The organism is Nonomuraea sp. NPDC050536, from assembly GCF_044457685.1.
Lineage (GTDB): Bacteria > Actinomycetota > Actinomycetes > Streptosporangiales > Streptosporangiaceae > Nonomuraea.
This window is the reverse complement of the sequence record NZ_JBITHD010000005.1, coordinates 193,714-219,046: the sequence shown is the minus strand read 5'-3', so window position 1 is coordinate 219,046 and position 25,333 is coordinate 193,714. Positions and strand designations below refer to the sequence as shown.

At 70.6% G+C, this 25,333-nt stretch carries 23 protein-coding genes; 7 read left to right on the top strand and 16 right to left on the bottom strand.

The features are described from left to right. Positions 1-37: 37 nt before the first annotated feature. The 3 genes from ACIBHX_RS16990 to ACIBHX_RS16980 form a co-directional block, all read right to left on the bottom strand. Positions 38-1,354, bottom strand: a complete 1,317-nt coding sequence (locus ACIBHX_RS16990; RefSeq protein WP_397068025.1) for an MFS transporter — start codon at positions 1,352-1,354, stop codon at positions 38-40. 62 nt (positions 1,355-1,416) lie between these two features. Next, positions 1,417-1,680 (bottom strand): hypothetical protein, encoded by a 264-nt coding sequence (locus tag ACIBHX_RS16985; RefSeq protein ID WP_397068024.1) that lies wholly within the window; start codon positions 1,678-1,680, stop codon positions 1,417-1,419. After that, positions 1,677-2,468 (bottom strand): phytanoyl-CoA dioxygenase family protein, encoded by a 792-nt coding sequence (locus ACIBHX_RS16980; protein ID WP_397068023.1) that lies wholly within the window; start codon positions 2,466-2,468, stop codon positions 1,677-1,679. The genes ACIBHX_RS16985 and ACIBHX_RS16980 overlap by 4 nt, the downstream gene beginning before the upstream one ends. Positions 2,469-2,539: 71 nt before the next feature. Here ACIBHX_RS16980 and ACIBHX_RS16975 point away from each other — a divergent pair, with 71 nt between their 5' ends. Next, positions 2,540-3,292, top strand: a complete 753-nt coding sequence (locus ACIBHX_RS16975; protein WP_397068022.1) for a helix-turn-helix domain-containing protein — start codon at positions 2,540-2,542, stop codon at positions 3,290-3,292. Next, positions 3,289-3,918 (top strand): hypothetical protein, encoded by a 630-nt coding sequence (locus ACIBHX_RS16970; protein ID WP_397068021.1) that lies wholly within the window; start codon positions 3,289-3,291, stop codon positions 3,916-3,918. Before ACIBHX_RS16975 ends, ACIBHX_RS16970 begins: the two co-directional genes overlap by 4 nt. A gap of 410 nt (positions 3,919-4,328) precedes the next feature. On the opposite strand, the gene gatB is transcribed toward ACIBHX_RS16970, so the two are convergent. From gatB to gatC, 3 genes are read right to left on the bottom strand one after another with little or no spacing between them, the layout of a single operon-like run. Further along, a complete protein-coding gene (gatB, locus tag ACIBHX_RS16965) occupies positions 4,329-5,816 on the bottom strand; it encodes an Asp-tRNA(Asn)/Glu-tRNA(Gln) amidotransferase subunit GatB (protein ID WP_397068332.1) in 1,488 nt (495 codons plus the stop codon). A 5-nt stretch (positions 5,817-5,821) separates the two neighbouring features. After that, a complete protein-coding gene (gene gatA / locus ACIBHX_RS16960; protein WP_397068020.1) occupies positions 5,822-7,312 on the bottom strand; it encodes an Asp-tRNA(Asn)/Glu-tRNA(Gln) amidotransferase subunit GatA in 1,491 nt (496 codons plus the stop codon). Then, positions 7,309-7,608, bottom strand: coding sequence for an Asp-tRNA(Asn)/Glu-tRNA(Gln) amidotransferase subunit GatC (gatC, locus tag ACIBHX_RS16955; protein ID WP_397068019.1), 300 nt, complete (start codon positions 7,606-7,608; stop codon positions 7,309-7,311). The genes gatA and gatC overlap by 4 nt, the downstream gene beginning before the upstream one ends. A 100-nt stretch (positions 7,609-7,708) precedes the next feature. Here gatC and ACIBHX_RS16950 point away from each other — a divergent pair, with 100 nt between their 5' ends. Then, complete coding sequence (locus tag ACIBHX_RS16950) at positions 7,709-8,206, top strand: O-acetyl-ADP-ribose deacetylase (protein WP_397068018.1); 498 nt, start codon at positions 7,709-7,711, stop codon at positions 8,204-8,206. On the opposite strand, the gene ACIBHX_RS16945 is transcribed toward ACIBHX_RS16950, so the two are convergent. After that, on the bottom strand, positions 8,196-10,247 hold the full coding sequence (locus tag ACIBHX_RS16945) for a putative bifunctional diguanylate cyclase/phosphodiesterase (RefSeq protein WP_397068017.1): 2,052 nt from the start codon (positions 10,245-10,247) through the stop codon (positions 8,196-8,198). The genes ACIBHX_RS16950 and ACIBHX_RS16945 overlap by 11 nt on opposite strands. A 109-nt stretch (positions 10,248-10,356) precedes the next feature. Here ACIBHX_RS16945 and ACIBHX_RS16940 point away from each other — a divergent pair, with 109 nt between their 5' ends. Continuing rightward, complete coding sequence (locus ACIBHX_RS16940) at positions 10,357-10,929, top strand: dihydrofolate reductase family protein (protein ID WP_397068016.1); 573 nt, start codon at positions 10,357-10,359, stop codon at positions 10,927-10,929. 223 nt (positions 10,930-11,152) lie between these two features. Further along, complete coding sequence (locus tag ACIBHX_RS16935) at positions 11,153-12,604, top strand: ATP-binding protein (protein WP_397068015.1); 1,452 nt, start codon at positions 11,153-11,155, stop codon at positions 12,602-12,604. A gap of 392 nt (positions 12,605-12,996) precedes the next feature. On the opposite strand, the gene ACIBHX_RS16930 is transcribed toward ACIBHX_RS16935, so the two are convergent. Both ACIBHX_RS16930 and speB read right to left on the bottom strand, forming a co-directional pair. After that, entirely contained in the window at positions 12,997-13,200 is a 204-nt protein-coding gene (locus ACIBHX_RS16930) for a DUF5988 family protein (protein WP_397068014.1), read from the bottom strand. A gap of 181 nt (positions 13,201-13,381) precedes the next feature. Continuing rightward, positions 13,382-14,404, bottom strand: coding sequence for an agmatinase (gene speB, locus ACIBHX_RS16925; protein WP_397068013.1), 1,023 nt, complete (start codon positions 14,402-14,404; stop codon positions 13,382-13,384). A 257-nt stretch (positions 14,405-14,661) separates the two neighbouring features. Here speB and ACIBHX_RS16920 point away from each other — a divergent pair, with 257 nt between their 5' ends. Then, positions 14,662-15,294, top strand: a complete 633-nt coding sequence (locus tag ACIBHX_RS16920; protein WP_397068012.1) for a TetR/AcrR family transcriptional regulator — start codon at positions 14,662-14,664, stop codon at positions 15,292-15,294. A 102-nt stretch (positions 15,295-15,396) separates the two neighbouring features. Here ACIBHX_RS16920 and ACIBHX_RS16915 read toward each other — a convergent pair whose 3' ends face one another. The 6 genes from ACIBHX_RS16915 to ACIBHX_RS16890 form a co-directional block, all read right to left on the bottom strand. Beyond that, positions 15,397-15,519, bottom strand: coding sequence for a hypothetical protein (locus tag ACIBHX_RS16915; protein ID WP_397068011.1), 123 nt, complete (start codon positions 15,517-15,519; stop codon positions 15,397-15,399). 134 nt (positions 15,520-15,653) lie between these two features. Continuing rightward, entirely contained in the window at positions 15,654-17,834 is a 2,181-nt protein-coding gene (ligA, locus tag ACIBHX_RS16910) for an NAD-dependent DNA ligase LigA (RefSeq protein ID WP_397068010.1), read from the bottom strand. 65 nt (positions 17,835-17,899) lie between these two features. Then, a complete protein-coding gene (locus tag ACIBHX_RS16905) occupies positions 17,900-18,250 on the bottom strand; it encodes a hypothetical protein (RefSeq protein WP_397068009.1) in 351 nt (116 codons plus the stop codon). After that, positions 18,237-22,109 carry a hypothetical protein gene (locus ACIBHX_RS16900; RefSeq protein ID WP_397068008.1) on the bottom strand — a complete coding sequence of 1,291 codons (3,873 nt, stop codon included), beginning with the start codon at positions 22,107-22,109 and terminating at the stop codon, positions 18,237-18,239. The genes ACIBHX_RS16905 and ACIBHX_RS16900 overlap by 14 nt, the downstream gene beginning before the upstream one ends. A gap of 50 nt (positions 22,110-22,159) precedes the next feature. Beyond that, a complete protein-coding gene (locus tag ACIBHX_RS16895; protein WP_397068007.1) occupies positions 22,160-22,585 on the bottom strand; it encodes a hypothetical protein in 426 nt (141 codons plus the stop codon). A gap of 14 nt (positions 22,586-22,599) precedes the next feature. Beyond that, a complete protein-coding gene (locus tag ACIBHX_RS16890; protein WP_397068006.1) occupies positions 22,600-23,586 on the bottom strand; it encodes a methionine synthase in 987 nt (328 codons plus the stop codon). 23 nt (positions 23,587-23,609) lie between these two features. Here ACIBHX_RS16890 and ACIBHX_RS16885 point away from each other — a divergent pair, with 23 nt between their 5' ends. Next, positions 23,610-24,239, top strand: a complete 630-nt coding sequence (locus ACIBHX_RS16885) for an MBL fold metallo-hydrolase (protein ID WP_397068005.1) — start codon at positions 23,610-23,612, stop codon at positions 24,237-24,239. On the opposite strand, the gene mnmA is transcribed toward ACIBHX_RS16885, so the two are convergent. Further along, on the bottom strand, positions 24,226-25,260 hold the full coding sequence (mnmA, locus tag ACIBHX_RS16880) for a tRNA 2-thiouridine(34) synthase MnmA (protein WP_397068331.1): 1,035 nt from the start codon (positions 25,258-25,260) through the stop codon (positions 24,226-24,228). The two genes, ACIBHX_RS16885 and mnmA, sit on opposite strands and share 14 nt — an antisense overlap. Between the last annotated feature and the right edge of the window lie 73 nt (positions 25,261-25,333).

Here is a 25,333-nt window from a genome sequence, read left to right as displayed (position 1 = left end):
CCCGCCGGACCTTGTCCACCCGGCGGGGCTTGCCGCTTCACACGGGCACGACCTCGCGCACCCGCCGCGCGGCGCGCGCGTGGGGCGCGACCCAGAATCCGGCCAGTGCCATCACCAGGGCGGCGGCGTAGACCGTCCAGTAGCCGGACCCGGCCGCGGTGAACAGCGCGCCGGTGACCGCCACCGCCACCACCGAGAAGACGGCCTCGCCGACCTGCAGCGCCGAGGTGTTCACGCCCTGCTCCCCTGGCTGGGAGAGCTCCAATGTGAGCACCGACAGCGTCGGATAGACCAGCCCCATGCCGAATCCGGTGACGATCCAGGACGGGTAGGCCAGCCACACGGGCACGGCCGCGAACGTCACCAGGCCCATCGCCAGGATGCCCAGCGCGATCAGCGCCGACCCGCCGCGCAGGTTGGTCATCCGGTCGAACACTTCGCGCCCCTGCAGCCAGGAGCCGAGCGACCACGTGATCGCCCCGCCGGTGAGCGCGAACCCGGCCACCAGCGGCGACAGCCCGCGCTCGTCGACCAGCATGAGCGGAACGATCACCTCGGCGGCGAACATCGCCCCGGTCGCCAGGCCACGCAACGCCACCACCGCGGGCAGCCCGCTCGCGGCTCGCAACGTGCCCGCTGGGAGCAGCTTGGGCAGCGCCACCAGCAGCACGATCAGTCCGAGGCCGACCAGGGCGAGGTTGTTGCCGCTGCCGTACTGCATCAGCCCCGCGCCGACGGCTGTGACGGCGGCCCAGCCCATCTTTCCCAGCAGGCCCGGCGCCGGCGTGGCCTGTCCGCCCGCGATCGGCTGCCCGGCCAGGCCACGCACCAGAACCGCCCCGGCCAGCGCGGTCAGGATCGGCACGCCGAGGAACACCCAGCGCCATCCCACGGTCTGCACCACGACGCCGACGACCGCCGGGCCCAGCATCGACGGCACGACCCACGCGGTGGCGAACAGGGAGAAGATCCTGGGGCGGAGCTCTTCCGGGTAGGCCCGGGCCACCACCACATAGAGCGCCACGCTGACCAGAGCGCCACCGAAGCCCTGGATGAGCCGCCCCAGGATGAGCACCTCCATGGCCGGTGCGAGACCCGCCACGATCAGGCCTCCCGCGAACGTCGCCACTCCCGTCCACAGCGGGGCGAGTGGGCCGCGCAGGTCCGCCCACCGGCCGCCCAGCACGGTCCCGATCACTCCGGCGGCCGCGGATCCGCTGAAGGCCAGGCCGTACAGCGGCACTCCGTCGAGTTCCTTGGCCACCACGGGCATCGCGACCGCGACCGCCATGTACTCGAAGGCCACCAACGTGACCATGGCCACCAGACCTGCCGTCAATGCCCTGCGCGTCATGATTTCGACGTTAGGGATATATGCGGATTAGCACCTCCCGCGAGAGGCCTACGCAGATGGGCCTAGGACTCCAGCTTCTCGAAGAAGAACTCGTGCTTCATGAACGACGTGTCGTACTCGACCCCCGGATACGGCGGGATCAGCTGCGACGCCTGGAAAAGTCGCCAGCCGTCGTGGAGTGCGTGGAGTCCGCTCTCGTAGGGCGGCTCGTCGCTGTCGCCGGTGGTCGGGTTCGTACGGCCGGTGCCGTCGTAGTTCGCCCAGCCGACGACCTTCGAGTCCAGGGCCGAGGTGGCCAGATAGAGGACCAGGACCTGCTGCTTCATACGGCACTCACCCGGGTTACCCAGTAGTCGATGTCGAAGGTGTCGTCGGCGGTCAGCGCCCGCCACAGTTTGACGCGGTTGTAGATCTCCAGCCTTCCCGCGGCCGGCTCGTACCACGGAAAGCTGGTGTCCAGCTCCTTTTCGACCGCGGGGTCGCCGAGGTCGGCCGTGTCCCAGAGCCTGACCTGCGGCATCGTCGGGTTGAAGCGGATCTTGAACATGTACCGCGGCACGTCGCTGTCGTTGCGCCTGCCGCCGTGCCAGATGCCGTGGTGCACGAACATCACGGTCCCCGCCGGGCAGGTGAGCCGGGTCTGGCCGAGCAGGTTCTGGTAGCGGCCGGTGTCGCTCTCGTTGGTGCGGCGCAGGTGGCTGCCCGGCACGACCAGGGTTCCGCCCATGTCGGCGGCCACCTCGCGCGGGTAGTACATGAGCTGCACGTCGAAGGCGTCCCGCCGGACGTCGATGATCGCGTCGCCGTGCAGCGGCTGGGCCTCGCCGCCGTGCGGCTCCCTGATGTGCACGGCATGGTGGTCCACGGTCGGGTCCTGGCCCACCAGGCTCTCCAGGGCCCCGGCCACCTCGGGCACCTCGACCAGGCTCCGGGCGAAGGATCCCGCGGGAAACGCCTCACGCAGCGGCGTGCCGTACGGGACCTCGGGGATGCCCTGGTCGAAGACCTGGATCGCCTGCCGGTTGAGCTCGTCCGGCACCACCCCGTCCAGGCGCAGGTAACCGTGCGCGACGAACCTCGCCATCTGGACTGAGGTCAACTTAGTGGTTCGCATGCATCAAACGGTATTTAGTGGGATTCGCCCTGTCGTGGGGTGTATTCGGCGTCTACTGGTAGTTTTTCACCATGGATCGGGTGGAGCTGGCGCTCAGCGAGCCGCCCGTCGTGGCCAACGTCGGCATCGGCGTCCACGGCACGCGCGGGCCCACCGACGTCTTCCGGCTGCCCGACCTGTGGCAGCTGCACCTGTACGGCTATGCCGCCACGCTGACCGTGCACGGTGCCGCCCATCCGATCCGGCCGGGACACGTGAGCCTGGTCCCGCCGGACGTCGAGGTGCGCTTCGACTACCTCGGGCGGTCCACGCATGTCTTCGCCCACTTCCGGTTGCCGGGCCTCTCGGACCGGCGGACGGTTCCGCTGATGCAGGACGCGGGTGCCGAGACGCCCCTGCTGTCGGGCCTGATGCGCGCGGCCGTCATCGCACCGCCCGCCCGCGCGTCGGCCGAACTCTGGACGGTGTTGTGGCGCGTCGCCACCCTGACCCTGCCCTCGCAGAACGGCCCCCACCCGGCCGTCTCGGCCGCCATCGCGCACATCGAGTCCAACCTCGCGGGCCCGCTCACGGTCCCCGCCATCGCGCGGGCCGCCGGCCTGTCGCACAACCACCTCACGAGGTTGTTCCGCGCGGAGACGGGCGCCACGATCGTCGCCTACATCCGGCAGCGCCGCATGGAACGCGCCCGCCACCTGCTGCGCGCCTCCACCCAGTCGATCGCCTCGATAGCCGCCGAGGTCGGCATCCCCGACCTCCAGGCCTTCAACAAGACCTGCCGCCGCGACCTCGGCGCCTCTCCTACTGCTCTGAGGGAATCATGAAACCACGGTCCTCCGCGCAGATCCGCGGCTACCTCATCGATCAGCTCAACCTGGCGCTCACCCGCCCGAGCATGTTCGGCGGCGAGCTGTCACTGCGGATACTCGTCGATCACCTCGCCTATGCGACAGGCGAGGACCTCCTCTGGGAGGAAGAACTGCGGTTGATGGTGGAGCGCGGAGCCTGCTGCGCGACCATGGTGAAGGGCGCTTTCCGTGCCTTGTTCGAGGGCATCGACGAGCATGCCCCGGCCTCGGTCTACGCGGAGTTCGCTCGGAATCGCAGATGGCTCTCAGTGGACAGAACGCTGAGGATCGCCGAGTACGAGTCCCTGCGGCAGGGGCTTGGCACGTGGACCGTAGAGGATCGCACGCTCGGCGACGTGGTCGAAGCATTCGGCACGCCTTCGCTGTGGATCGGCGGCACCAACCCGTCTTTCGGGAAGACGCTTGGTTACGCGAGCGAGCGGGTCGGCGATCCGATGGTCTTCTTCCACCTGTGGAACGACTTCGAGTACGACCAGCCCATTCTGCTCGCCGTCCGCTGCGGCACCGGCCCGTTCCGGGAAACGTTCACGTTCACCCCGGAAGGGCGCAAGCGGCGGAACACCGCAGGCGCGGCCAGCTGAGGGGTGCGCGGGCCTTCGCCCCGACAGCGAGCCATCCGAGATTCCGGCATCATGCGGGAGTGATGCCCAAGACTGCTGATCGCCTTTGGGCTCACCGGGCCGACCGTGCACCGTTCGCGGGTGGTCCGGGTGGGTTTGGGGCCCGTGGAAGCACAGTCCTCGCCTTGGCGAGGGCCCTTGCGCGCCGTAGGCGCGAACACCATCGATCAAACAGCCCTCGCCGGAGGCGAGGTCGGCGCGGGTGCAGGGGCGCGCCCCTGCCAGGGGGCCGTGGGGGGCTGGGCCCCCCACTTAGGGCAGCCCGAAGCTGATCCGCGCGGAACGCGGCAGTGTCGAGGCCCATGCGGTTGGCGGTGCGATTTGGATGGGCCCCATGGGCTCGGGTAGGTGGCCGAGCCCATGGGGTTCGGTTACTCCGTTACGCCGAGCTTCTCCAGGATGAGCTGGCGGGCTCGGGCGGCGTCGGCCTTGCCGCGGCTGGCCTTCATGACGCCGCCGACCAGGGCGCCGACAGCGGCGACCTTGCCAGAGCGGACCTTGTCGGCCGCGTCCGCGTTGTCCGCCAGCACCTGGTCGATGATGGCCGACAGCTCGCCCTCGTCGTTGACGATCTGCAGGCCCCGGGAGGCGACGACCTCGTCAGGCGAGCCCTCGCCCGCCAGGACGCCCTCCAGGACCTCGCGGGCCAGCTTGTCGTTGAGCGCGCCGGAGGCCACGAGTTCCGTCACGCGGGCGATCTGCGTGGGCGTGATGGGCAGGTCGGCGAGAGCCGTACCGCGCTCGTTGGCCGTGCGGGCCAGCTCGCCCATCCACCACTTGCGAGCGTCCGCGGCCGGGGCGCCGGCGGCGACGGTGGCCTCGACCAGGTCGATGGCGCCGGCGTTGTGCATCGACTCCAGATCGTGGTCCGACACGCCCCACTCGGCCTGCAGGCGCTTGCGCCTGGCCAGCGGCATCTCCGGCAGCGCGGCCTTGAGCGAGGCGACCCAGGCGGGGTCGGGCGCGATGGGCACCAGGTCGGGGTCCGGGAAGTAGCGGTAGTCCTGCGCCTCTTCCTTGGACCGGCCGGGCGTGGTGACGCCGCTTTCCTCGTGGAAGTGGCGGGTCTCCTGGATGATGCGCCCGCCCTCCGACAACACGAACGCCTGCCGTTCGATCTCGCCGCGGACGGCGCGCTCGACCGAGCGGAGGGAGTTGACGTTCTTGGTCTCGGTGCGGGTGCCCCACTCGGACGCGCCGCGCGGCATCAGCGAGACGTTCACGTCGCAGCGCAGGGAGCCTTCCTCCATGCGTACGTCGGAGACGCCCAGAGCCCGCATGACCTCGCGCAGCTCGGTGACGTAGGCGCGCGCCACGTCGGGGGCGAGCCGGTCGGTGCCCTCGATCGGCTTGGTGACGATCTCGACCAGCGGGATGCCGGCGCGGTTGTAGTCGACGATCGAGTAGTCCGCGCCCTGGATGCGGCCGGTGGCGCCGCCCACGTGCGTGGACTTGCCGGTGTCCTCCTCCAGGTGGACGCGCTCGATCTCGACGCGCACGGTCTGGCCGTCGACCTCGACATCGAGATAGCCGTTGGTGCACAGCGGCTCGTCGTACTGCGAGATCTGGTAGTTCTTCGGCATGTCCGGATAGAAGTAGTTCTTCCGGGCGAAGCGGCACCACTCGGCGATCGTGCAGTTGAGCGCCAGGCCGATGCGGATCGTGGACTCGATCGCCTTGGCGTTGGCCACCGGCAGCGAGCCGGGGAAGGCCAGGCAGGTCGGGCAGACCTGAGTGTTGGGCGGCGCGCCGAACGCAGTGGCGCAGCCGCAGAACATCTTCGACTCGGTGCCCAGCTCGACGTGGGTCTCCAGGCCGAGGACCGGCGCGTACCGGCCCAGGGCCTCCTCGTAGGCCATCACGGTCATAGCGCTGGAGCCTCCTTGAGCAGAGGGCCGCCCCAGCGGCTCTCCAAAGCCTTCTCCACGGCGGCGCCGACCCGGTAGCAGCGGTCGTCGCCCAGAACGGGAGCCATGATCTGCAGGCCCACCGGCAGGTTGTCCTCGTCGGCCAGGCCGCACGGCACCGAGATGGCGGCGTTGCCCGCCAGGTTGGACGGGATCGTGCACAGGTCGGCCAGGTACATCGCCATCGGGTCGTCGGCGCGCTCGCCGATCGCGAACGCCGTGGTCGGCGTGGTCGGCGAGATCAGCACGTCGACCTGCTGGTAGGCGGCCTCGAAGTCACGCGAGATGAGCGTGCGGACCTTCTGGGCCTGGCCGTAGTAGGCGTCGTAGTAGCCGCTGGACAGCGCGTACGTGCCCAGCATGATGCGCCGCTTGACCTCGGGACCGAACCCGGCGGCCCTGGTCAGCGCCATGACCTCCTCGGCGCTGCGGGTGCCGTCGTCGCCGACCCGCAGGCCATACCGCATGGCGTCGAAGCGCGCGAGGTTGGACGAGCACTCGGAGGGCGCGATCAGGTAGTAGGCGGGCAGCGCGGTGGTGAACGTCGGGCACGACACCTCGACGACCTTGGCGCCCAGCGACTCCAGCAGCTCGATCACGTCGTGGAAGCGGGCCAGGACGCCCGGCTGGTATCCCTCGCCGTCGAACTCCTTGACCACGCCGATCCGCATGCCGGAAATATCGGCATTACGAGCGGCCGCCACCACGTCGGGCACCGGCTCGTCGACCGAGGTGGAGTCCATCGGGTCGTAGCCGGAGAAGGCCGCCTGCAGCAGCGCGGCGTCCAGGACGTTCCGCGCGAAGGGGCCGGGCGTGTCCAGCGAGGACGCGAAGGCGATCAGCCCGTACCGGGACGAACCACCGTAGGTCGGCTTCATCCCTACGATGCCGGTCACCGCGGCGGGCTGCCGGATCGAGCCGCCGGTGTCGGTGCCGGTCGACAGCGGCGCCTCGTAGGCCGCCACCGCCGCCGACGAGCCGCCGGACGACCCGCCGGGGATCTTGGACAGGTCCCACGGGTTGTGCGTCGGGCCGTAGGCCGAGTTCTCCGTCGAGGAGCCCATCGCGAACTCGTCGAGGTTCGTCTTGCCCAGGATGACCAGCCCGGCCGCGCGCAGACGCGCCGTCACGGTCGCGTCGTACGGCGGGCGCCAGCCCTCCAGGATCTTCGACCCGGCCGTGGTCGGCATGTCCTTCGTGGCGAAGATGTCCTTGTGCGCGATCGGCACCCCGGCCAGCGGACCCAGCTTCTCGCCCGCGACCAGGCGGGCGTCGACGGCCCTGGCCTGCGCGACCGCGGACTCCCTGTCGACGTGCAGGAACGCCTTGACCTTGGGGTCGACCTCTTCGATCCGGTCGAGGTGAGCCTCGGTGACCTCTTCCGCCGTCACCTCGCCGGCGGCGATCAGCGCGCCCAGCTCCGCGGCGGTCTTGTGAATAAGGCTCATTCCTCCTCCCCCAGGATGCGCGGCACGCGGAAGCGGTCGTCCTCGACGGCGGGCGCGCCGGAGAGCGCCTGTTCGGGCGTGAGGCACTGTCGCACTTCGTCGTCGCGGAAGACGTTGGTCAGAGGCAGCGCGTGCGACGAAGGCGGCACGTCCACGGCGGCGATCTCGCTCACCTTGGCCACCGCGCCGATGATGACATCGAGCTGGGTGGCGAAGTGGTCGAGTTCATCGTCGGTGAGCGCCATGCGGGACAACCGCGCCAGGTGCGCGACTTCATCGCGGGTTATGGCGGACATGTGTCGGAGAACCCGTTTCGTGGTTGGTGTTCGGTCACTTGTCATCCTAGGGGCCCTGACTGAGCGTGTCCGAACCATTAACCCGCGATACCGTCGTCAGATGAGGCTCACCATGCTCCAGGGTGACATCACCGGCCAGGCGACGGACGCGATCGTCAACGCCGCGAACTCCTCCCTCATGGGCGGTGGCGGGGTCGACGGCGCGATCCACCGCCGCGGCGGCCCCGCAATCCTCGATGAATGCCGAAAAATCCGGTCAAGTCGGTACGGCAAGGGCCTCCCCACCGGCAAAGCCGTCGCCACCACCGCGGGAAACCTGGACGCCAGGTGGGTCATCCACACCGTGGGCCCCGTCTACTCGGCCACCGAGGACCGCTCGGACCTGCTGGCCTCCTGCTACCGCGAATCCCTGAAGGTGGCGGATGAGCTGGGCGCCAAGACCGTCGCCTTCCCCGCCATCTCCACCGGCATCTACCGCTGGCCGCTGGAGGACGCCGCCCGCATCGCCCTGGTCGCGGTCCGCTCCGCCGACACGCAGGTGGAGGAGGTGCGCTTCGTCCTGTTCGACCAGCAGGCCTACGACGCGTTCACACGCTGACCCCGGCCGGGGCCTCCTCCACGTTCCCGCCCACGCGCTCGCGCAGCCACACCGTGGCCTCCGCGGCCGGCATCGGCTGGCTGAACAGCCAGCCCTGGCCCATGTCGCAGCCCATCTCGGCCAGCCGTATCGCGATCTCGTCCGACTCCACGCCCTCGGCCACCGACCGCAGCCCGAGCGAGCGCACCAGGTCCACGATCGAGCGCACGATCCGGTCGTCGTCCTGCGACTCGGCGATCCGCGTCACGAACGAGGAGTCGATCTTCACCTCGGACACGGCCAGCCGCTGCAGCCGGATGAGCGAGGAGTACCCGGTGCCGAAGTCGTCCAGCGCCAGCGGCACCCCCAGCGCGGCCAGCGCCTTGATCGTGTCGTGCGACTGCTCCCCGGTCAGCACCCGCTCGGTGACCTCCAGCTGGATCGCGTCCGGCGGCAGGCTGTAACGGGCCAGGCCCACCTCGAGCTGGTCGGGCAGCGCCAAGTCGAGCAGGTCGCGGGCCGAGACGTTGACCGCGACCTGCACCCGCAGGCCGGCGTGCCACCAGCGGGCGGCCTGCTCGAGCGCGCCCTCGATGACGTACTCGGTGATCTGGCGCATCAGGTAGGACTGCTCGGCCAGCGGGATGAACTCCGACGGCGCGATCGTCCCACGCACCGGGTGCCGCCAGCGCAGCAACGCCTCCATGCCCTGCACGCTGCCGTCGGCCAGGTCGAGCTTGGGCTGGTAGTGCAGGCGCAGGTCCCGGTTGTCGACCGCGCGCCGTAGATCGCCGAAGAGGCCGAGCCGCTCGGGCGAGTTGCGGTCCTTGTCGGCCTGGTAGAGCTCGACCCCGTTGCGGCTCTCCTTGGCCAGGTACATGGCCACGTCGGCGCGCTGGAGCAGCAGCTCGAAGTCGGGCGCGTGGTCGGGGTAGAGCGCGATGCCGACCGAGCCGTCCAGGTCGAACGACATGCCCTCCAGGCGCACCGACTCCGTCAGCGCCACCCGCAGCCGGGCCGCCACCTCCCTGGCAGCCTGGACGTCGCGGATCCTCGGCAGCAGGACGGCGAACTCGTCCCCGCCCAGGCGGGCCACGACGTCGCCCGGCCGTACCGAATGTGTGAGCCTGTGCGCCATCAGCTGCAGCAGCCGGTCACCGACGGGGTGGCCGAGCGTGTCGTTGACCTGCTTGAGACCGTGCAGGTCGAGCAGGAAGAAGCCGACCTTGTCCCCCTCGCGGGCCTCGGCCAGCGCCTCCTCGGTGCTGACGTTGAGCAGCTTGCGGTTGGGCAGGCCGGTCAGCTCGTCGTGCATGGCCTGGTGGTCGTGGCGCATGGACAGCGTGGCGGTGAAGTAGACGGCGGCCAGCGGCGCCACGAACAGCGGCACCAGCCCGGGCGACTCGTCCATCACGATCACGACCAGCGGCGCGAGGCCGAGCAGGCCGGCGTAGACCAGGCTCTGCGGGCCGGCCGTCGACTTCAGCACGCGCAGCAGCGACCTGCGCTCGTGCAGGGCGACCGCGCCGCACACCAGCAGGGCGCGGGTCGCGAAGTAGGCCACCCCCGCCAGCGCGATCGCCGGCAGGTCGGCGCCCCTGGGCACCCACGGCACTGCCGGGTTCGGCACGACGCCGAACAGCCCGAGCACGACCGCCGCGGCGGTCAGCGCCAGCGTCGACTGGGCCACGTTGAACATCACCCGGAACCAGGCCTTGCGGGTGACGACGCCGTTGATGACCACGGCGACGGTCTGCATGAGCACGGCCACGGGCAGTCCGAAGTGGAGCAGCACCGCGAAGGTGAACATCGTCGACGGGTACGTGCCCCCTACCGCGGTGGCCGACGAGACCATGACGGGCCGCAGTTCCCCCAGAATGACCAGCACCGCCAGCACCCAGAACAGCGGCGTGCGGGCGAGATCGACCACCTCGCCCATGTGCAGCCTGAGCATGGCCACCACCAGCGCGGTGATGCCGATCACGTTGACGCCGGCGAGGAACGCCCACAGCGGCGTGCCGACGCGCGGCCCTGTATCGCGGGTGTCGGTTGGGTCAGCCATCGGTAACAGAACCCCCATTAGGTCACTATGGGAGGGTACGACCTCAACCCCACTTCGCGAAACCAACCGCGCACGTTCCGTCACACTTGGCTGGAGAAGGAGGTACGTCATGGCGAAGCTCGTGGTATCCGAATTCGTGACCGTGGACGGCTACATGGAGGATCCCGGCGGGGCGGAGAAGTCCGCGCGGGGCGGCTGGGCCTTCCAGTTCAACCGCGGCGACGAGGGCGACCGTTTCAAACTGGACGAGGTCCTGGCCGCGGAAGCCCTCCTGCTCGGCCGGCACACCTACGAGGGCTTCGCGGCCGCCTGGCCCGCCCGGCCCGAGGGCGACTTCGCCAACAAGATGAACGACATGCCGAAGTACGTGGTCTCGGCATCCCTCGACAAGGCGGACTGGAACAACTCCACGATCCTGCGCGGAGACCCCGCCACCGAGGCGGCCGACCTCAAGCAGAACATCTCGGGCGACCTCCTGGTGTACGGCAGCGCCACCCTGGTGGGCGCACTCGCCGCCAACGACCTGGTGGACGAGTACCGCCTCATGATCTTCCCCACGCTCCTGGGCCAGGGCAGACGCCTCTTCACCGACTCCCCCGCCGCGCTCGGCCTCCGCCTCACCTCAGCCCGCCCCGTCGGCGACGACGGAGTCGTAGTGCTGACCTACGAGCCCCGCCACTGACCCACCTACCCGACAGCCATCTCGTACGGCAAGCCACCCCACCGGCCGCCGACCGCACTTCGGCTGAGGACCCGCGCCCGGCGCTTCCGGCGAGTCGGCCCTCCTAGCTCGCCGCAACGGTGCCCGGGACCCGGCTGTGTGGGTCGCCCTTCGTGACTCTCTGTAAACGATAAGATGTAGGAGTACACTTCTTAGAAGTATACTCCTATAACTTGGACGCCAAGTGATCGCGAAGCCCGACCGAATCTTCAACCGAGACTTCGAATGGCGGCACCTGACCAGGTTCGCCGAGCGCACCGGTCGGACCGCCCAGCTCGGCGTGGTCAGCGGCAGGCGGCGCCAGGGCAAGACCTTCCTGGTCGAGGCACTGGCCGACGCGACGAACGGCTTCTACTTCAGCGCGACAGAGGCGACGGAGACCGAGTCACTCCACCTGTTCTCGCTCGCCCTCAGTGAGTATGTCCAGGCGCCCACCCCTTTCAGGTTCACCGCCTGGGACGAGGCGATCCGCCAGCTCTTCGCGATCAGCGCCGAACGGCGTGAGCTCATGGTGATCGACGAGTTTCCCTACCTGAGCGGTGTGACACCGGCGCTGCCGTCGATCATCCAGCGCGAACTCGACCGGGCCGTGGCGACATCCGCCCCTGTGTCGCTCCTGCTCTGCGGCTCGGCGATGTCGGTGATGGGCCGCCTGCTGACTGGCACCGCGCCTCTACGCGGACGGGCCTCGCTGGAACTCGTGGTCCGCCCCTTCGAATACCCCCTCGCCGCCGAGTATTGGGGGATCGACGACCCGTTGCTGGCCGTCCGTACGCACGCCATCGTCGGAGGGACCCCCGCCTACCTGCGATTCGTCGGCGATGACAGACCCGCGGGCCCCGACGACTTCGACGACTGGGTGCTGAGGACCGTGCTCGACCCCGGCACTCCACTCTTCCGCGAGGCCCGCTACCTCCTGGACGCCGACGGTGACGTGCGCAGCTCAGGCATCTACCACTCGGTGTTGGCGGCCGTCGCGACGGGCAACGGCACGCGGGGCGGCATCGCGGCGTACATCGGCCGCAAGGCCACCGACATCGGGCACCACCTCAATGTCCTGGAGGACAGCTGCCTGCTTCGCAGGGAAGCCGACGTCTTCCGGCCATCCCGCTCCGTCTACCGCATCGCCGAGCCGCTGATCACCTTCTACCAGGTCGTGATGCGACCGCGCTGGGGTCTGCTGGAAAGCGGTCGCGCCGCGCCGGTGTGGCAGGACTCGCGCGGCCGGTTCAGCGACCAGGTCCTCGGCCCGCACTTCGAGGAGATGTGCCGCCAGTACGCCAGGCTGGAGCCCGCCTTCGGCGAGCTTCCCGGCGAGGTAGGCGCCGGCGTGGTCGCCGACCCGGTCCGCCGCGATCAAATCGAGGTCGACGTCGTCGTCTTCGCCCCCGCCCTACCCGGCGAACCGCAGCGCATCCTCTCTCTCGGAGAAGTGAAGTGGGGCAAAACCATGACCCCCAGGCACAGCGCACGACTCCGGCGAGCCAGGGAACTACTGGACGCCAAAGGCTACGACGTCCGAGACACGGTGCTGGCCTGCTACAGCGGATCCGGCTTCGACGACCGCCTCCGCGTCGAGCCCGACGTCCGGACAATCGACCTCACCGACCTCTACACACGCTCCCCCGCCTCCTGATCCGCTGCCGGACCACCTCCCCCTCTCCCGGCCATTCATCTCGTGCCGTCATTGATCACGTACGGCAAGCCGCCCCACCGGCCGCCCGCCGCACTTCGGCTGAGGGCCCGCGCCCGGCGCTTCCGGCGAGTCGGCGCCCCTCACCCACCGCCACGGCGCCCGGAACCAAGGGCGGGTGGGCATGAGACGGCTGAGGACCCGCGCCCGGTGTGGCCCACCATGCACGTGGTGCAGGCTGACACGGCCGACCGGCGGGGCAGGTGCTCTCCCGAGACCCGGCCGGGCGGTGCCGACTCTGATGGGCGCAGGCACCAGACCACAGAACGCGGGTTCGGGATGACGCCCAAGCGGAGCGAGGACCGACGTGGGGCAAGCCCGCTGCGGGGCGTGGGTCACTCGGCGATCGCGGTGCGTTCGAACCACTCGTAGATCGGCAACCGTCCTTCGTCGGTCTCCTCATGCCGGGAGGTCAGCCTGAAGTGCTCATACCCACCGCGGTGGGGGATCTTCAGCTCGCTTCCGGGCGGAGTGATCGGAACGACTCGCTCGGGCAGGTCGTCTGGACCGCCAACGAGGAATGCCTTCGATGAAGCCATGAGCACAGTATCGGGGCGACCACCCAGCCTGGTCAGACCTTGGCGGTCTACCTCCGGGATAGTCTTCGTGATCAATGCTTCAAGTAGACCAGGACTGGCTACTTCTCGGGGTGGTGGCGACAGAGGTCTTCGAGTCGTTGGACCGCCGTAGTGCATCGATCGCATGAACTCCCTGGCCGATCTACTCAGCTCCCCTGCCTTCGAGGAGTGGCTGCGCGGGGTCCCACGTGGTCCCGTCCCTGTCGTCGCGGCGACGCCGCGCCATCCCGGACAGCGCCTCGAGGATCACGCGGTTGCCCAGGTAGGAGGTGATGTCGGAGACGTCGTAGGGCGGTGAGACCTCGACGACGTCCACCCCGAGCAGCGGGAGCTCGTAGGCGATCCTGCGGACCGCGTCGAGGAGCTGGCGTGAGGTGAGCCCCCCGGGTTCCGGCGTACCCGTGCCCGGCGCGTGCCCGGGGTCGCAGACGTCCACGTCGACGGACAGGAACACCCCGTCGCAGTCATCCATCGCGATGGCGAAGGCCTCCGTCAGGCAGACCTCGAACCCGCGGGCCACGATCTCGGTCATCTCGTAGGAGCGCATCTTCTGCTCCGCCATCCACCCCAGGGTGTCCGGTCCGGGCCAGTAGCCGCGCAGCCCGAGCTGGAGGAAACGGTCGCCGCGTACCGCGCCGGACTCGATGAGCCTGCGCATCGGCTGGCCGTGCCCGATCAGCGAGCCGAACTCGACATCCCCCGTGTCGGCGTGGGCGTCGAAGTGGATCATCGAGACCCGGCCCCAGCCGTGATGCTGGGCGACTCCCGCCGCGTCGGGCCAGGCGATCGTGTGGTCACCGCCGAGGATCATCGGGACGGCGCCGTTCGCGGTGACGGCGTGCACCGCCTCCTGGAGGGCGTGAACGGAGCGTTCCGCGTCGCCGGAGTACATCTCGACGTCCCCCGCGTCGTACACGCGCAGGTCCCGCAGGGCGTCGACCCGCATCGCCAGCGACGGCCGCGACCCGTCATGCGGCATGTAGTCGGTCTGCCGGATGGACTGCGGGCCGAAGCGGGCTCCCGGCCGGTGGGAGGTGCCGCCGTCGAACGGGGCGCCGAGGATCACGACGTCGGCGTCGGCGTAGGTCGACGCATCCGTCCAGTCGCATCGGTCGACACCGAGATAGGTGATGTCCGGGCCGAATTGAACGCCATATCGAGTCATTCAGATTCTCCTGTGTTGGGGGTAGAGCCGGTTCACGAGCGCCACGTACACGACCGTGGAGCCGATCGGACCCACGAGGCTGGACAGGTCGCCCCGTCCAGCCACCGGGCCACGGGGCCGACATAGGCGGTGGTGGCCAGGCAGGTCACCGCGGCTGCGGTGCCGATGACGAGCGCGGCGAACCATGTACGCCTCCGGTCTGCAATTGGGCGCATGCCCAATAGCATATTGGGCACGAATTCAATAAGGTGATGGCCGTGACGTCAAGAGCCGAGCCCCGGAAATCGCGCCGCACCAGGAAGACTCCCGAGGAGCGCCGTGCCGAGATCGTCTCCGCGGCCTGCCGGATGGCGATGGAGGACGGGCTCGGCACACTGAGCCTGCGCTCGGTCGCCGACGATCTGGGCATCACCGGCGGCCTGGTCGGCCACTACTTCCCGTCGGTGGACGAACTGCTCGCCGAGGTGTTCAGGACGATCGCCGCGGCCGAGGTCGACAAGATCTTCTACGACGTCGGCGCGTCGGACGGTCCGCTCGAAGGGATGCGGGCGTTCATGCGGCACCTCCTGTCGGACGAGCGGGACCGCATCAGCCTGCTGTGGATCGACGGGTGGAACGCCGGCCGCAAACGACCCCTGCTCATGGCCGAGGTCGTGCGCCAAGCCCGCGCCTGGCTGGACCGCGTCGCGGCCCTCATCGAGGACGGCCGCGCGACGGGAGTCTTCCGCACGGCCGATCCGGTCGCCAACGCCATGCGGATCCTGGCCGTGTTCGACGGGCTGAGCATCAAGGCCGTGATGGGCACGACGATCGACTATCGGACCGTCAAGGATCTGGTCCCCCAGATCGCCGAGCAGGAACTCGGCCTCGCCACGGGGACGCTGGCGTAACTTCTTTCAGGCAGGGCAGGTCCCCCTGCTACGCCGACGCTCGTCCTGGCCTGCTGCGGTCCGGTACGGCTCACGCCCCGCACCACAACCCACAGCGGGAGATCACCTACCGCTCCGGCCGCCCCGGGAACGCGAGGCGATAAAGACCTCCAGGCTGTCGAGGATGCGCTGGAGGCCGAACTCCCGCCCGGTGGCGTCGGTGAGACCGTCCACGGTCGAATCCATGGCGGCGGCCGCTCCATCGCGGGCCTGGCCCGCCGGTCGGCGTTCCAGGGCTGCGTACCTGCGCGCCCCCAAGACCGCGCCCTTCGCCCGGGAAGAACGCCTGAGCGCAGCGAAGACCTCGCCTTTGGGGTGGGTTACTCCTCGGTGGCGGTGGCGACGGGGGTGGCGGCTTCGGGGCCTTCGTTGAGGAGGGTGTGGAAGCCGGTCACGTCGAGGATGGGGACGCCGAGGGAGATGGCCTTGTCGTACTTGGAGCCCGCGTTCTCCCCCGCGATGACGAAGGACGTCTTCTTGGAGACCGAGCTGGCCACCTTGCCGCCGCGCGTGGTGATGGCCTCGGCGGCCGAGTCGCGGGTGAAGCCCTCCAGGGTGCCCGTGACGACGAAGGTGTGGCCCTCGAGGATCTGCGGGCCCTTCTCGGGAGCAGGCTCGTCCTCCATGCGCACCCCGGCCGCCCGCCAGCGGGTGATGATCTCGCGGTGCCAGTCGACCTGGAACCACTCGTGGATCGTGGCGGCCACCTGGGCGCCGATGCCCTCGACGGCCGACAGCTCCTCGACGGAGGCGCCGGCGACGGCGTCGATGGAGCGCATGGCGTCGGCCAGGGCGCGGGCGGTGGGCGGGCCGATGTGGCGGATGGACAGGGCGACCAGGATCCGCCAGAGCGGCACCTGCTTGGCCTTGTCCAGCTCGTCGATCAGCAGCAGCGCGAGCTGGCTGGGGTTGCCGTCCTTGTTGGAGAAGAGGTTGACGACCTTCTGCTCGCCGGTCTTCGGGTCGATCTTGGGCAGCCCGGTCTCCATGTCGCGGACCACGGACTTGATGGGGATCAGCTGCTCGAGCGTGAGGTCGAACAGGTCGGCCTCGGTCCGGACGACGGGCTCCTGCGGCGGCAGCGGCTGCGACAGCGCGGTGGCCGCGACGTAGCCGAGGCCGTCGATGTCGAGCGCGTAGCGCCCGGCGGCGAAGTAGAGGCGCTCGCGGATCTGCGCGGGGCAGCCGCGGGCGTTGGGGCAGCGCAGGTCGGCGTCGCCCTCCTTCTCGTAGGCCAGCTCGGTGCCGCACTCGGGGCAGTGGGTGGGCATGACGAACTCGCGCTCGGACCCGTCGCGCAGCGCGGCGACCGGACCGACGATCTCGGGGATGACGTCGCCCGCCTTGCGCAGCACGACGGTGTCGCCGATGAGCACGGCCTTCTTGACCACGATGGCCGCGTTGTGCAGGGTGGCCCGCTCGACCGTGGATCCGGCCACGACGATGGGCTCCATCACGGCGTACGGGGTGACCCGGCCGGTGCGGCCGACGCCCACCTGGATGTCGATGAGCTTGGTGTTGACCTCCTCCGGCGGGTACTTGTAGGCGATCGCCCAGCGCGGCGCCCGCGAGGTGGAGCCCAGCTCCCGCTGCGTACGGAAGTCGTCGATCTTGACGACCACACCGTCGATCTCGTAGGCGGGGTCGTGCCGGTGGACCCGGTAGTGCTCGATGAACTCGTTGATCTCGGTGAGGTTGGCGACCACCTTGTACAGGTCGGACACGGGCAGGCCGAACTCGCGCAGCCGGTCGTAGACCGCGGACTGGGCCTGCGGCTCGGCGGTGCCCTCCCAGACGCCGACGCCGTGCACGATCATGCGCAGCGGCCGCTGGGCGGTGATGCGCGGGTCCTTCTGCCGCAGCGTGCCCGCGGCGGAGTTGCGCGGGTTGGCGAAGGGCGCCTTGCCGTCGGCGACGAGCTGCTCGTTGAGCTTCTTGAAGTCCTCGACCGGGATGTAGACCTCGCCGCGAACCTCGACGAGCGACGGGATGTCGGCGCCCTTGAGCCGGTGCGGCACACCCTTGATCGTGCGCACGTTGGCGGTCACGTCGTCGCCGGTGCGGCCGTCGCCGCGGGTGGCGCCCCGCTCGAGCTTGCCGTCGCGGTAGACCAGCGCGATGGCCAGCCCGTCGATCTTCAGCTCGCACAGGTAGGGCCCGGGGTCGCCTTCCGCCAGGCGCTCGGCGCGGGCCATCCAGGAGGCCATGTCGGCCTCGTTGAAGGCGTTGTCGAGGCTCTCCATCCTGGCCAGGTGCTGGACCTTGGCGAAGTCGCCCGAGACGGGCGCGCCCACCTTCTGCGTCGGCGAGTCGGGCGTCTGCAGGCTCGGGTAGGCCTCTTCCAGCTCGAGCAGCTCGCGGAACCAGGCGTCGAACTGGGCGTCGCTGACGGTGGGCTCGTCGAGCACGTAGTAGCGCCAGCGGGCTTCCTCTGCCAGCTCGCTCAGCTCCGCGTGCCGCTTCAGCGCGGTCACCGGCACGCCCTCGACCTCGGCGCTCATCCTGCGACTCCCCTCGTCGTCGTTCTGAGGAGAACGCTATCTAAGTGCACTGACAAGAGCACAGGTCAGGAAAGGATGTTGGGATCCGAGCCACGTCCGATCGACTCGTGCGAATCCTCCCTGGTCACCTTCGCCCACATGGCCGTGACCGGGCTCTGAGTTCTGATGGTGAATGATCCCCGTTGGACACCGTTCCCGCTGTTTCTGACCGCGTGGCTGTGAACGGCCCCGCCCTCCCTGTAGAAGACCGTCAGAACGGCGACGTGCCCGGGCCCGCCGTCCTCCAGCCGCCAGGTGATCGCATACTTTTTGGCCCCCTTCCGACCCGGCCGCACCGTGATGGACGCGTCCGACTTGTGGGAAGCCGACGGCAGCGGCGTCGTGACTCCGGCCACTTGCTTCTCACTCTCCACCATTCGTCTGCCCCTCCGAACATTCGATCAGTGCGCACGCGGTCGCCAGCGGCCGTGCCATGGCATCGGCTGAAGAGCGGAAATCCCACCTGATAACCCCGCCTTGGACGTTACTTGCGAATATCGAGTAGGTGCCAGGCCCAAATGCCAGCCCGATCCCGGCACGGGAAAGCAGCTGAATCTGCCGGGGCCCGGCCGGATCGCGAATGAGCCACACGCGCACGGTCTCGTCGGTCCCCGCGGTCGCGGCCAGGTCCCCGTTCAGCGCGACCTCTCCGACGGAGTCCAGGTGCCCGAGCAGCGTCCCCGCCGCGCGCAGCGACGCCGGCCCGGTGATCTCCCACAGCGCGGCCTTCCTGTCCGCGCCCCCGCTCAGCACCCGCCCATCCCGTACGGCGAGGCCGAGCACGTCCCCCCGGTGCGCCTCCACCGGCTCGCCCTGCCGTGGCGCGTAGGGGTCGCGCAGGTCCCACGGCACCAGCCGCCCTCCTGACCCGGTGACCCCGAACAACCCGTCCTCGCTCAGGCCGACGGCGGTGGCGGTCCCGGGCAGGACGACCTCCCGCCCCGAGGCCCACAGCACCACCCCGTCAGGCCCACCGACCAGCGCCCGCCGCCCGGAAGCGCTCAACGCCACCGACCACACGCGCCGTCCGACCGCCAGATCCCGCACACCCGACATATCCGATAAATCGGCGCCTCGCTTCCCCCCGACGAGGGCGACCGTGCCGTCGCGCGACAGCGCCACTCCCCCGGCGGCGTCGGGGAAGCGGGTGACGGCCCTGCCGCCCTCCCACAGCGTCCCCGTGTCGTCCGCGTCCCTGGTCAGCAGCCTGGCCCCGCCGTACGCGATGGCCTGTGGAGTCCCGGGCAGCACCCGGACGTGCGGCGGCGTGGCCACCCGCCAGGCGATGGCGCTCTGGTCCCCGCTGCCGGTCAGCACGAGCCCGCCCGGCCCGGTGGCCACGGACAGGACCGGGCCCTGGTGACCGGTCAGCCGCCTGACCAGCCGGGGGCTCGACGGCACCGCCAGGTCCCACACGATGGCCGTCTGGTCGTCACTGGCCGACACCAGCTCCTGGTCGCCGGGCGCGAAGGCCAGGTCGGCGATCCAGCTGTCGTGCCCGACGAGGAAGGCCGCGAGCCGCGGCCTGCCGGAGGAGACGTCCCACACCCGGTCACCGGCGACGGCCGTGCGCCCGTCGCGGGACAGCGCCACGCCCAGGTTGGGCTGCGCGTCGGTGACGGGCGCGGGCAGCCGCATCGACGACCCGTCGCGCAGGTTCCACAGCCGCGCGGAACCCTGCGGGTCGCCGGCGAGCAGCCGGTCCCCGGCAAGGGCGACCTTGGCGGCCGCGCCGGGAAAGCGTGAGAGTCGCCGCCCCGAGAGGTCCCACAGCGAGACGCCGTCCAGCCCGGCCACGGCCACGCGGGACCCCGAGACATCGGCCGCGTAGGCGGGTCCGCCCAGCCTGCCGACCAGGGTGGGGCCCGACAGATCCCAGATTTCCGGACCCACGTCCCGCCACACCACCACGGCCGACGTCGGCGAAAGGAACCGCACGCCGTACACGGAGCCCTTGCCGGTCGAGGGGATCTCTGCCAGCCGGCGCGAACGGGTCAGATCCCAGTACAGCAGCCGCCCGGCCCAGTCGCCGGTCAGCGCCCGGGTCCCGTCGGGCGAGACAGCCACGGCGTTCACCGAGGCGGACATCCCGGTCAGCCGGCTACGGAAGGCCATCCCTGCCGCGTCCGCGGCCAGGGCCGCCTCGGTCTCCACGCCGGGATTCGCCCGGACGGCCGCCACGCTCGCGCGCAACGCGGCGGCGGGGTCGGCCTGCCGTACCGCGTCCGCCTGGAAGATCAGGGCACGGCCTGCGGCGACCTTCCGCGCGCGCTCGGCGTCCTGGTACTTCAGTACCGCGACCACCGAGGCGATCAGCGCGACCACGAGCAGCCCCGACAGCACCCCGGTGACCAGCACCCGCCGCCTGGCCTGGCGTTCGGCCGCGCCGACCGAGGCGGCCACGAAGCGTTCCGCGGCGGGCCCGAGGGCTCTGCCGGTGGCGTACTCGCGGGCCAGCGCGAGCCGGGACCCGCGATACAGCCCGCCAGGATCCCCGTCCCACGAGGCGGCCGCCTCGACGAGGTGCTGCTCGATCAGCATCCCGGCGCGATCGGCGTCGAGCCAGGAGCGCAGCGCCGGCCAGGCGGTCAGCAGCGCCTCGTGGGTGATCACCACGGTGTCGCTGTCCAGCGTGAGCAGCCTGGCGTCGTCGGCGGCGAACGCATCGATCACCTCGCGCCCGAAGGCCAGCTCCTCGAGCGGCACCCGCCGCCGGGTGTCGTCGGTCCCCTCGCCCACCCGCACCAGCCGCCGGAAGATCGCCCGCGCCGTGTCGGGGGAGTCCAGCCCGGCCAGCACGTCGTCGGCGGTGGCCGCCAGCGCCCCGGCGATGCCGCCCGTCTGCCGGTATCCGGCCACGGTCAGCGCGGGGCCGCGCCGCTGCTGCCAGGTGGCCAGCAGCGCGTGCGAGAGCAGCGGCAGCCGTCCAGGCTCGGTGCCCAGGTCGCGCAGCAGCAGCTCGACCAGGCCGGGCTCGAGCGTCAGCCCGTGTGCGAGCGCGGGCCGCTCGACGGCCTCGCGCAGCTCCTGCTCGGTCATCGGCCCGACGACCACCTGGCCGCGTTCCAGCGCGGTCCGCAGCCGCGGATCCTCGGCGCAGCGGCCCAGGAAGTCGGCGCGTACCCCCAGAACCAGCAGCCCGTCCCTGGCGAACACCGCCTCAGGCAGCTCCGCCTCTTCGACCTGGTCCACGATCAGCACGTCCACGTCCGGCACGGGCTCGCCCGGCGTGATCACGGCGGCCGTCGCCGGGAAGCCGAGCCCGCCCTGGGCCAGCGCGGGCACCAGCCCGGCCCGTAACAGCGACGACTTGCCCGATCCCGACGCCCCCGTCACGATCAGCGGGGCGGGGTCGGCGTGCCGCTCGGCCAGCTCCCTGACCAGGGTCGCCACCAGCCGCTCGCGTCCGAAGAACAGCTCGGCGTCCGCCTCGCCGAACGCCGCCAGCCCCTTGTACGGCGACCCGCCCCGCCTGCCCGGCGGCGACAGCCGTACACCCTCAGCGCCCTGGCCGTGCGCCGGGTTGGGCGCGAGCCGCAACTCGCCGACGCGTCCTGTGGAGCGGGCGCGCGGCCGCGGGAACCCGCCCGCGGGCAGCACCCTGCTCAGCTGCCGGTGCACGTCCTGCAGGCTCAGGTACGGCGGGCCGCCGGGAATCCCCTCGGCCAGCAGCCGCAGCAGCGCACCGGAGAAGGCGGTGTGCGCGAGCCCGGCGGGCGCGAACGACGGCTCGGAGCGCCCCGCCGAGGTCAGCACGTAGGCGCCGGTGATCTCCGCCAGCCCGGCGACCTCGTCCCACGGCGGCGACATGCCCTCGATGGCCCGCCCGGAGAAGCAGCAGTCGAGCACGACCGCGACGGGCGCGTCCACGTTGTCGAGCAGGTAGCGGCGCACGGTGTCGTACGGCAGGCCGGTGTGCTCCAGGTGGAGCGGCCCCGAACGGGTCACCCCGGCGGCCAGGTAGAGCGCGCCCCGGCGGCTGACCAGCCCGTGACCCACGTAGTACACGATCAGCGGGCCGGCGGCGGACGCGGCCGCCTCGGAGACCACCGCGCCCAGCTCGAGCGGCGTGGCCAGGTCCCGCTCGATCCTGACCTCGCCGAGGCCGCACCGTTCGAGCAGCGCGGCGCGCAGGTCGTCGAGCGTTCTGGCCACGGCGGGGATGTCCGGCAGGTCGGAGCCGGGCAGGTGCGTGCCCGTGCCGATCAGCAGCGCGCTCGCGCCGGCGAAGTCCACGCCTTCGAGTGCAGCACAGAACTCCGCCTACGCGGATGGGTAGGGCGTACTCAGCCGCCCTGCGCCCAGACGCCCTCCCAGATCGAGCACCTGCCGGTGATCTTCTTGCTGGTGCCGCGGCAGAGCTTGCCCTCGATCTGCAGCATGTAGCCGGTCGGGAAGGAGAACTTCAGCGGCTTGGTCTCGTCACAGGTGTGGAAGGTCTTGTAGCCCTTGCCGCCGCTCTCCTTGGTCCAGCGGAACTTCAGCCACGAGCACCCCGCGTGGCCGGGGAAGTCGTAGAGCTTGCCGTTGATCTGGAAGCCGGGACGGTCGAGGACGATCATGCCCTTGGCCTTGCCCGCCTTGTCGGCGGAGTAGATCGAGCCCCAGTGCCACGTCTCCGGGTTGGCGGACGCCGCGGCCATGGCGGGGGCGGCGATCGACGCGGAGGCCACCAGGAGGGCGGCGCCGATCGCGATGCTGCGGAGAATCATGGCAAGAGGCTAGGTCAGGAGGGTTGCAGCCCACTTGCAGGATCGTCCCTGAGTACCTGCGCCGCCTTGACGCACGACGCCAGCGCCGCCCTGGCGTAGCGGGGCGAGGCGCCCGCCAGCCCGCAGGCAGGGGTGAGCACCACCTGCTCGGCCAGCCGGTCGGGGGCGAAGCCGAGCCGCCGCCACAGCTCGATCGCGGGCCTGGCGATCACGCCCACGTCGGGCAGCCGCGTGTCGGTGCCGGGCACCACGCCGAGCAGCAGCGTGATCCCCTTCTCGATCGCCTCGCCGACGGCGTCCTCGTCGCGCCTGCGCAGCAGCGAGGCGTCCAGCGAGATCCCGCGGACGTCCTTGAGCACGCCGAACGGCACCCCCGGCGCGCAGCAGTGCACGACCGGGTCGGGGAAGCCGCGCAGGGACTCCTCCACCACATGGGGCTCGATCGCGCGCAGCCGGCCGAACCCGGAGGCGGTCGGCACGGTCCCGGCGAGCACCCCCGGCAGTCCCGGCTCGTCGAGCTGCAGCACCACCTCGGTGACGCCGGGCAGGCGCCTGCGCACCTCGGCCACGTGGTCGGCCACGCCCTGCTGCAGCGAGGCGGTCAGGTCACGGACGGCTCCCGCGTCGGACAGCATCTTGTCGCCGTGGCGTAGCTCGATCGTGCCCGCCAGCGTCCACGGCCCGCACACCTGCAGCTTGAGCGGCCCCTCGTAGCCCTGGGCGACCTCCTCGAGGCCGTCCAGGTCGCGCCGCAGGTGCTCGACCGCCCGCTGCATGTCGCGCCCGGGCCGGTCGGACAGCCGCCAGCCCGACGGCTGCACCTCCGCCGACAGATCGATCAGCAGCGAGGCGGTCCTGCCGATCATGTCGGCGCCGACGCCCCTGGCAGGCAGCTCCGGCAGGTACGGCAAGCCAGGCAGCTCGCCGAACACCACCCGCAGCGCCTCCAGATGATCCTCACCCGGATGCGACCCGGCCCCAGTCGCTCCCCACGTCACCATGGGACAAGCGTAGGGTCTTGCGCATGAAGCTCACGAAGTACGGCCACGCCTGCTGGCGCCTGGAGAAGGACGGCAAGGTCCTGGTCATCGATCCGGGGACGTTCAGCGGGCAGGGGCTGCTCGACGGTGCCGACGCCGTGCTCATCACGCACGAGCACTGGGACCACCTCGACGCCGAGCTCGTCAAGAACGCTCCCGACCTGGAGGTCTGGACCTGCGAGGCGGTCGCGGAGGAGCTTTCCGGCGCGGCGGGCAAGGTTCAGACGGTACGGCACGGCGACGCGTTCACCGCGGCGGGCTTCGAGGTCAGGGCGTTCGGCGAGTGGCACGCGCGCAACCACCCGGACATCCCGGTCGTGCAGAACGTCGGCTTCCTCGTCGACGACGAGGTCTTCTACCCCGGCGACGCGCTGACCGTCCCCGAGGCGCGCGTGGGGACCCTGCTGGTGCCCACCGGCGCGCCCTGGCTCAAGCTGGGGGACATGGTCGGCTACCTGCGCGAGGTCCGCCCCGCGCGGGCGTACTCCACCCACGACGGCCTGTACAACGACATCGGCTACATGCTGATCGACGGCTGGCTCGAGGGCGAGGCCGAGCACCAGAAGGCCGACATCCGCCGCATCCCCGTCGGGGAGTCCGTCACGCTGTCGTGACCATCGTGGCGGAGCCGATGACGGTCTCGCCGGAGTAGAGGACCGCGGCCTGTCCCGCCGCCACCCCGGTGGCGGGGCGGTCGAGGTGGATGCGCAGCCCGCCGAGGGTCTCCTCGACGCGGCAGCCGTACACCTCGCCGTGCGCCCTGAGCTGGACCGTCAGGTCGTCCCTGGTGTCGGGGCCGTTCCAGAGCGGAGCGCCGCAGGTGATCTCGGTGACCTCGAGCGCGGAACGCGGGCCGACCGTGACCGTGTTGGACACCGGCTCGATCGACAGCACGTAGCGCGGGCGGCCGTCGGGCGCGGGCCGGTCGATGTGCAGGCCCTTGCGCTGGCCGATGGTGAAGCCGTGGGCGCCCTGATGGCTGCCGACGACATCGCCCGCCTCGTCCACGATCGGGCCCTCGGCCGCGCCCAGGCGCTTGGTCAGGAAGCCGCGGGTGTCACCGTCGGCGATGAAGCAGATGTCGTGGCTGTCGGGCTTGTCGGCCACGGTCAGCCCGCGCCGCGCCGCCTCGGCCCGCACCTCGGCCTTGGTGGAGTCGCCCAGCGGGAAGATCGCGTGGCTGAGCTGATCGCGGGTGAGCACGCCGAGCACGTAGGACTGGTCCTTGCCCTCGTCCACGCTCCTGGACAGCACCCCGTCGACCAGCTTGGCGTGGTGACCCGTGGCCACCGCGTCGAAGCCGAGCGCCAGCGCCCTGTCGAGCACCGCCGCGAACTTGATCTTCTCGTTGCAGCGCAGGCACGGGTTGGGCGTGCGGCCGGCGGCGTACTCGGCGACGAAGTCCTCGATCACGTCGCGCTGGAACCGCTCGGCCATGTCCCAGATGTAGAAGGGGATGCCGATCACGTCGGCGGCGCGGCGGGCGTCGCGCGAGTCCTCGATCGTGCAGCAGCCCCTGGCGCCCGTACGGTGGGATTGGGGGTTGGCCGACAGCGCCAGGTGCACACCGGTGACATCGTGGCCGGCCTCGGCGATCCGGGCGGCGGCCACGGCGGAATCGACTCCGCCTGACATGGCGGCTAGAACACGCACCTCCTCAGACTACTGTCCCGCCCGGCCTAGCACGTTCGTCCTGGATGCTCGTCGC

What these genes read in the sequence shown, in the direction of transcription:
- ACIBHX_RS16990 (WP_397068025.1), bottom strand. Translation starts at nt 1,354, where the DNA reads ATGACGCGCAGGGCATTGACGGCAGGTCTGGTGGCCATGGTCACGTTG.
- ACIBHX_RS16915 (WP_397068011.1), bottom strand. Translation starts at nt 15,519, where the DNA reads ATGGATTCGACCGTGGACGGTCTCACCGACGCCACCGGGCGGGAGTTC.
- ACIBHX_RS16950 (WP_397068018.1), top strand. Translation starts at nt 7,709, where the DNA reads ATGAGGCTCACCATGCTCCAGGGTGACATCACCGGCCAGGCGACGGAC.
- gatA (WP_397068020.1), bottom strand. Translation starts at nt 7,312, where the DNA reads ATGAGCCTTATTCACAAGACCGCCGCGGAGCTGGGCGCGCTGATCGCC.
- ACIBHX_RS16930 (WP_397068014.1), bottom strand. Translation starts at nt 13,200, where the DNA reads ATGGCTTCATCGAAGGCATTCCTCGTTGGCGGTCCAGACGACCTGCCC.
- ACIBHX_RS16905 (WP_397068009.1), bottom strand. Translation starts at nt 18,250, where the DNA reads ATGGTGGAGAGTGAGAAGCAAGTGGCCGGAGTCACGACGCCGCTGCCG.
- ACIBHX_RS16890 (WP_397068006.1), bottom strand. Translation starts at nt 23,586, where the DNA reads ATGGTGACGTGGGGAGCGACTGGGGCCGGGTCGCATCCGGGTGAGGAT.
- ACIBHX_RS16970 (WP_397068021.1), top strand. Translation starts at nt 3,289, where the DNA reads ATGAAACCACGGTCCTCCGCGCAGATCCGCGGCTACCTCATCGATCAG.
- ACIBHX_RS16895 (WP_397068007.1), bottom strand. Translation starts at nt 22,585, where the DNA reads ATGATTCTCCGCAGCATCGCGATCGGCGCCGCCCTCCTGGTGGCCTCC.
- ACIBHX_RS16985 (WP_397068024.1), bottom strand. Translation starts at nt 1,680, where the DNA reads ATGAAGCAGCAGGTCCTGGTCCTCTATCTGGCCACCTCGGCCCTGGAC.
- ACIBHX_RS16945 (WP_397068017.1), bottom strand. Translation starts at nt 10,247, where the DNA reads ATGGCTGACCCAACCGACACCCGCGATACAGGGCCGCGCGTCGGCACG.
- ACIBHX_RS16975 (WP_397068022.1), top strand. Translation starts at nt 2,540, where the DNA reads ATGGATCGGGTGGAGCTGGCGCTCAGCGAGCCGCCCGTCGTGGCCAAC.
- ACIBHX_RS16940 (WP_397068016.1), top strand. Translation starts at nt 10,357, where the DNA reads ATGGCGAAGCTCGTGGTATCCGAATTCGTGACCGTGGACGGCTACATG.
- ACIBHX_RS16980 (WP_397068023.1), bottom strand. Translation starts at nt 2,468, where the DNA reads ATGCGAACCACTAAGTTGACCTCAGTCCAGATGGCGAGGTTCGTCGCG.
- ligA (WP_397068010.1), bottom strand. Translation starts at nt 17,834, where the DNA reads ATGAGCGCCGAGGTCGAGGGCGTGCCGGTGACCGCGCTGAAGCGGCAC.
- gatC (WP_397068019.1), bottom strand. Translation starts at nt 7,608, where the DNA reads ATGTCCGCCATAACCCGCGATGAAGTCGCGCACCTGGCGCGGTTGTCC.
- speB (WP_397068013.1), bottom strand. Translation starts at nt 14,404, where the DNA reads ATGACTCGATATGGCGTTCAATTCGGCCCGGACATCACCTATCTCGGT.
- mnmA (WP_397068331.1), bottom strand. Translation starts at nt 25,260, where the DNA reads ATGTCAGGCGGAGTCGATTCCGCCGTGGCCGCCGCCCGGATCGCCGAG.
- ACIBHX_RS16885 (WP_397068005.1), top strand. Translation starts at nt 23,610, where the DNA reads ATGAAGCTCACGAAGTACGGCCACGCCTGCTGGCGCCTGGAGAAGGAC.
- gatB (WP_397068332.1), bottom strand. Translation starts at nt 5,816, where the DNA reads ATGGCCTACGAGGAGGCCCTGGGCCGGTACGCGCCGGTCCTCGGCCTG.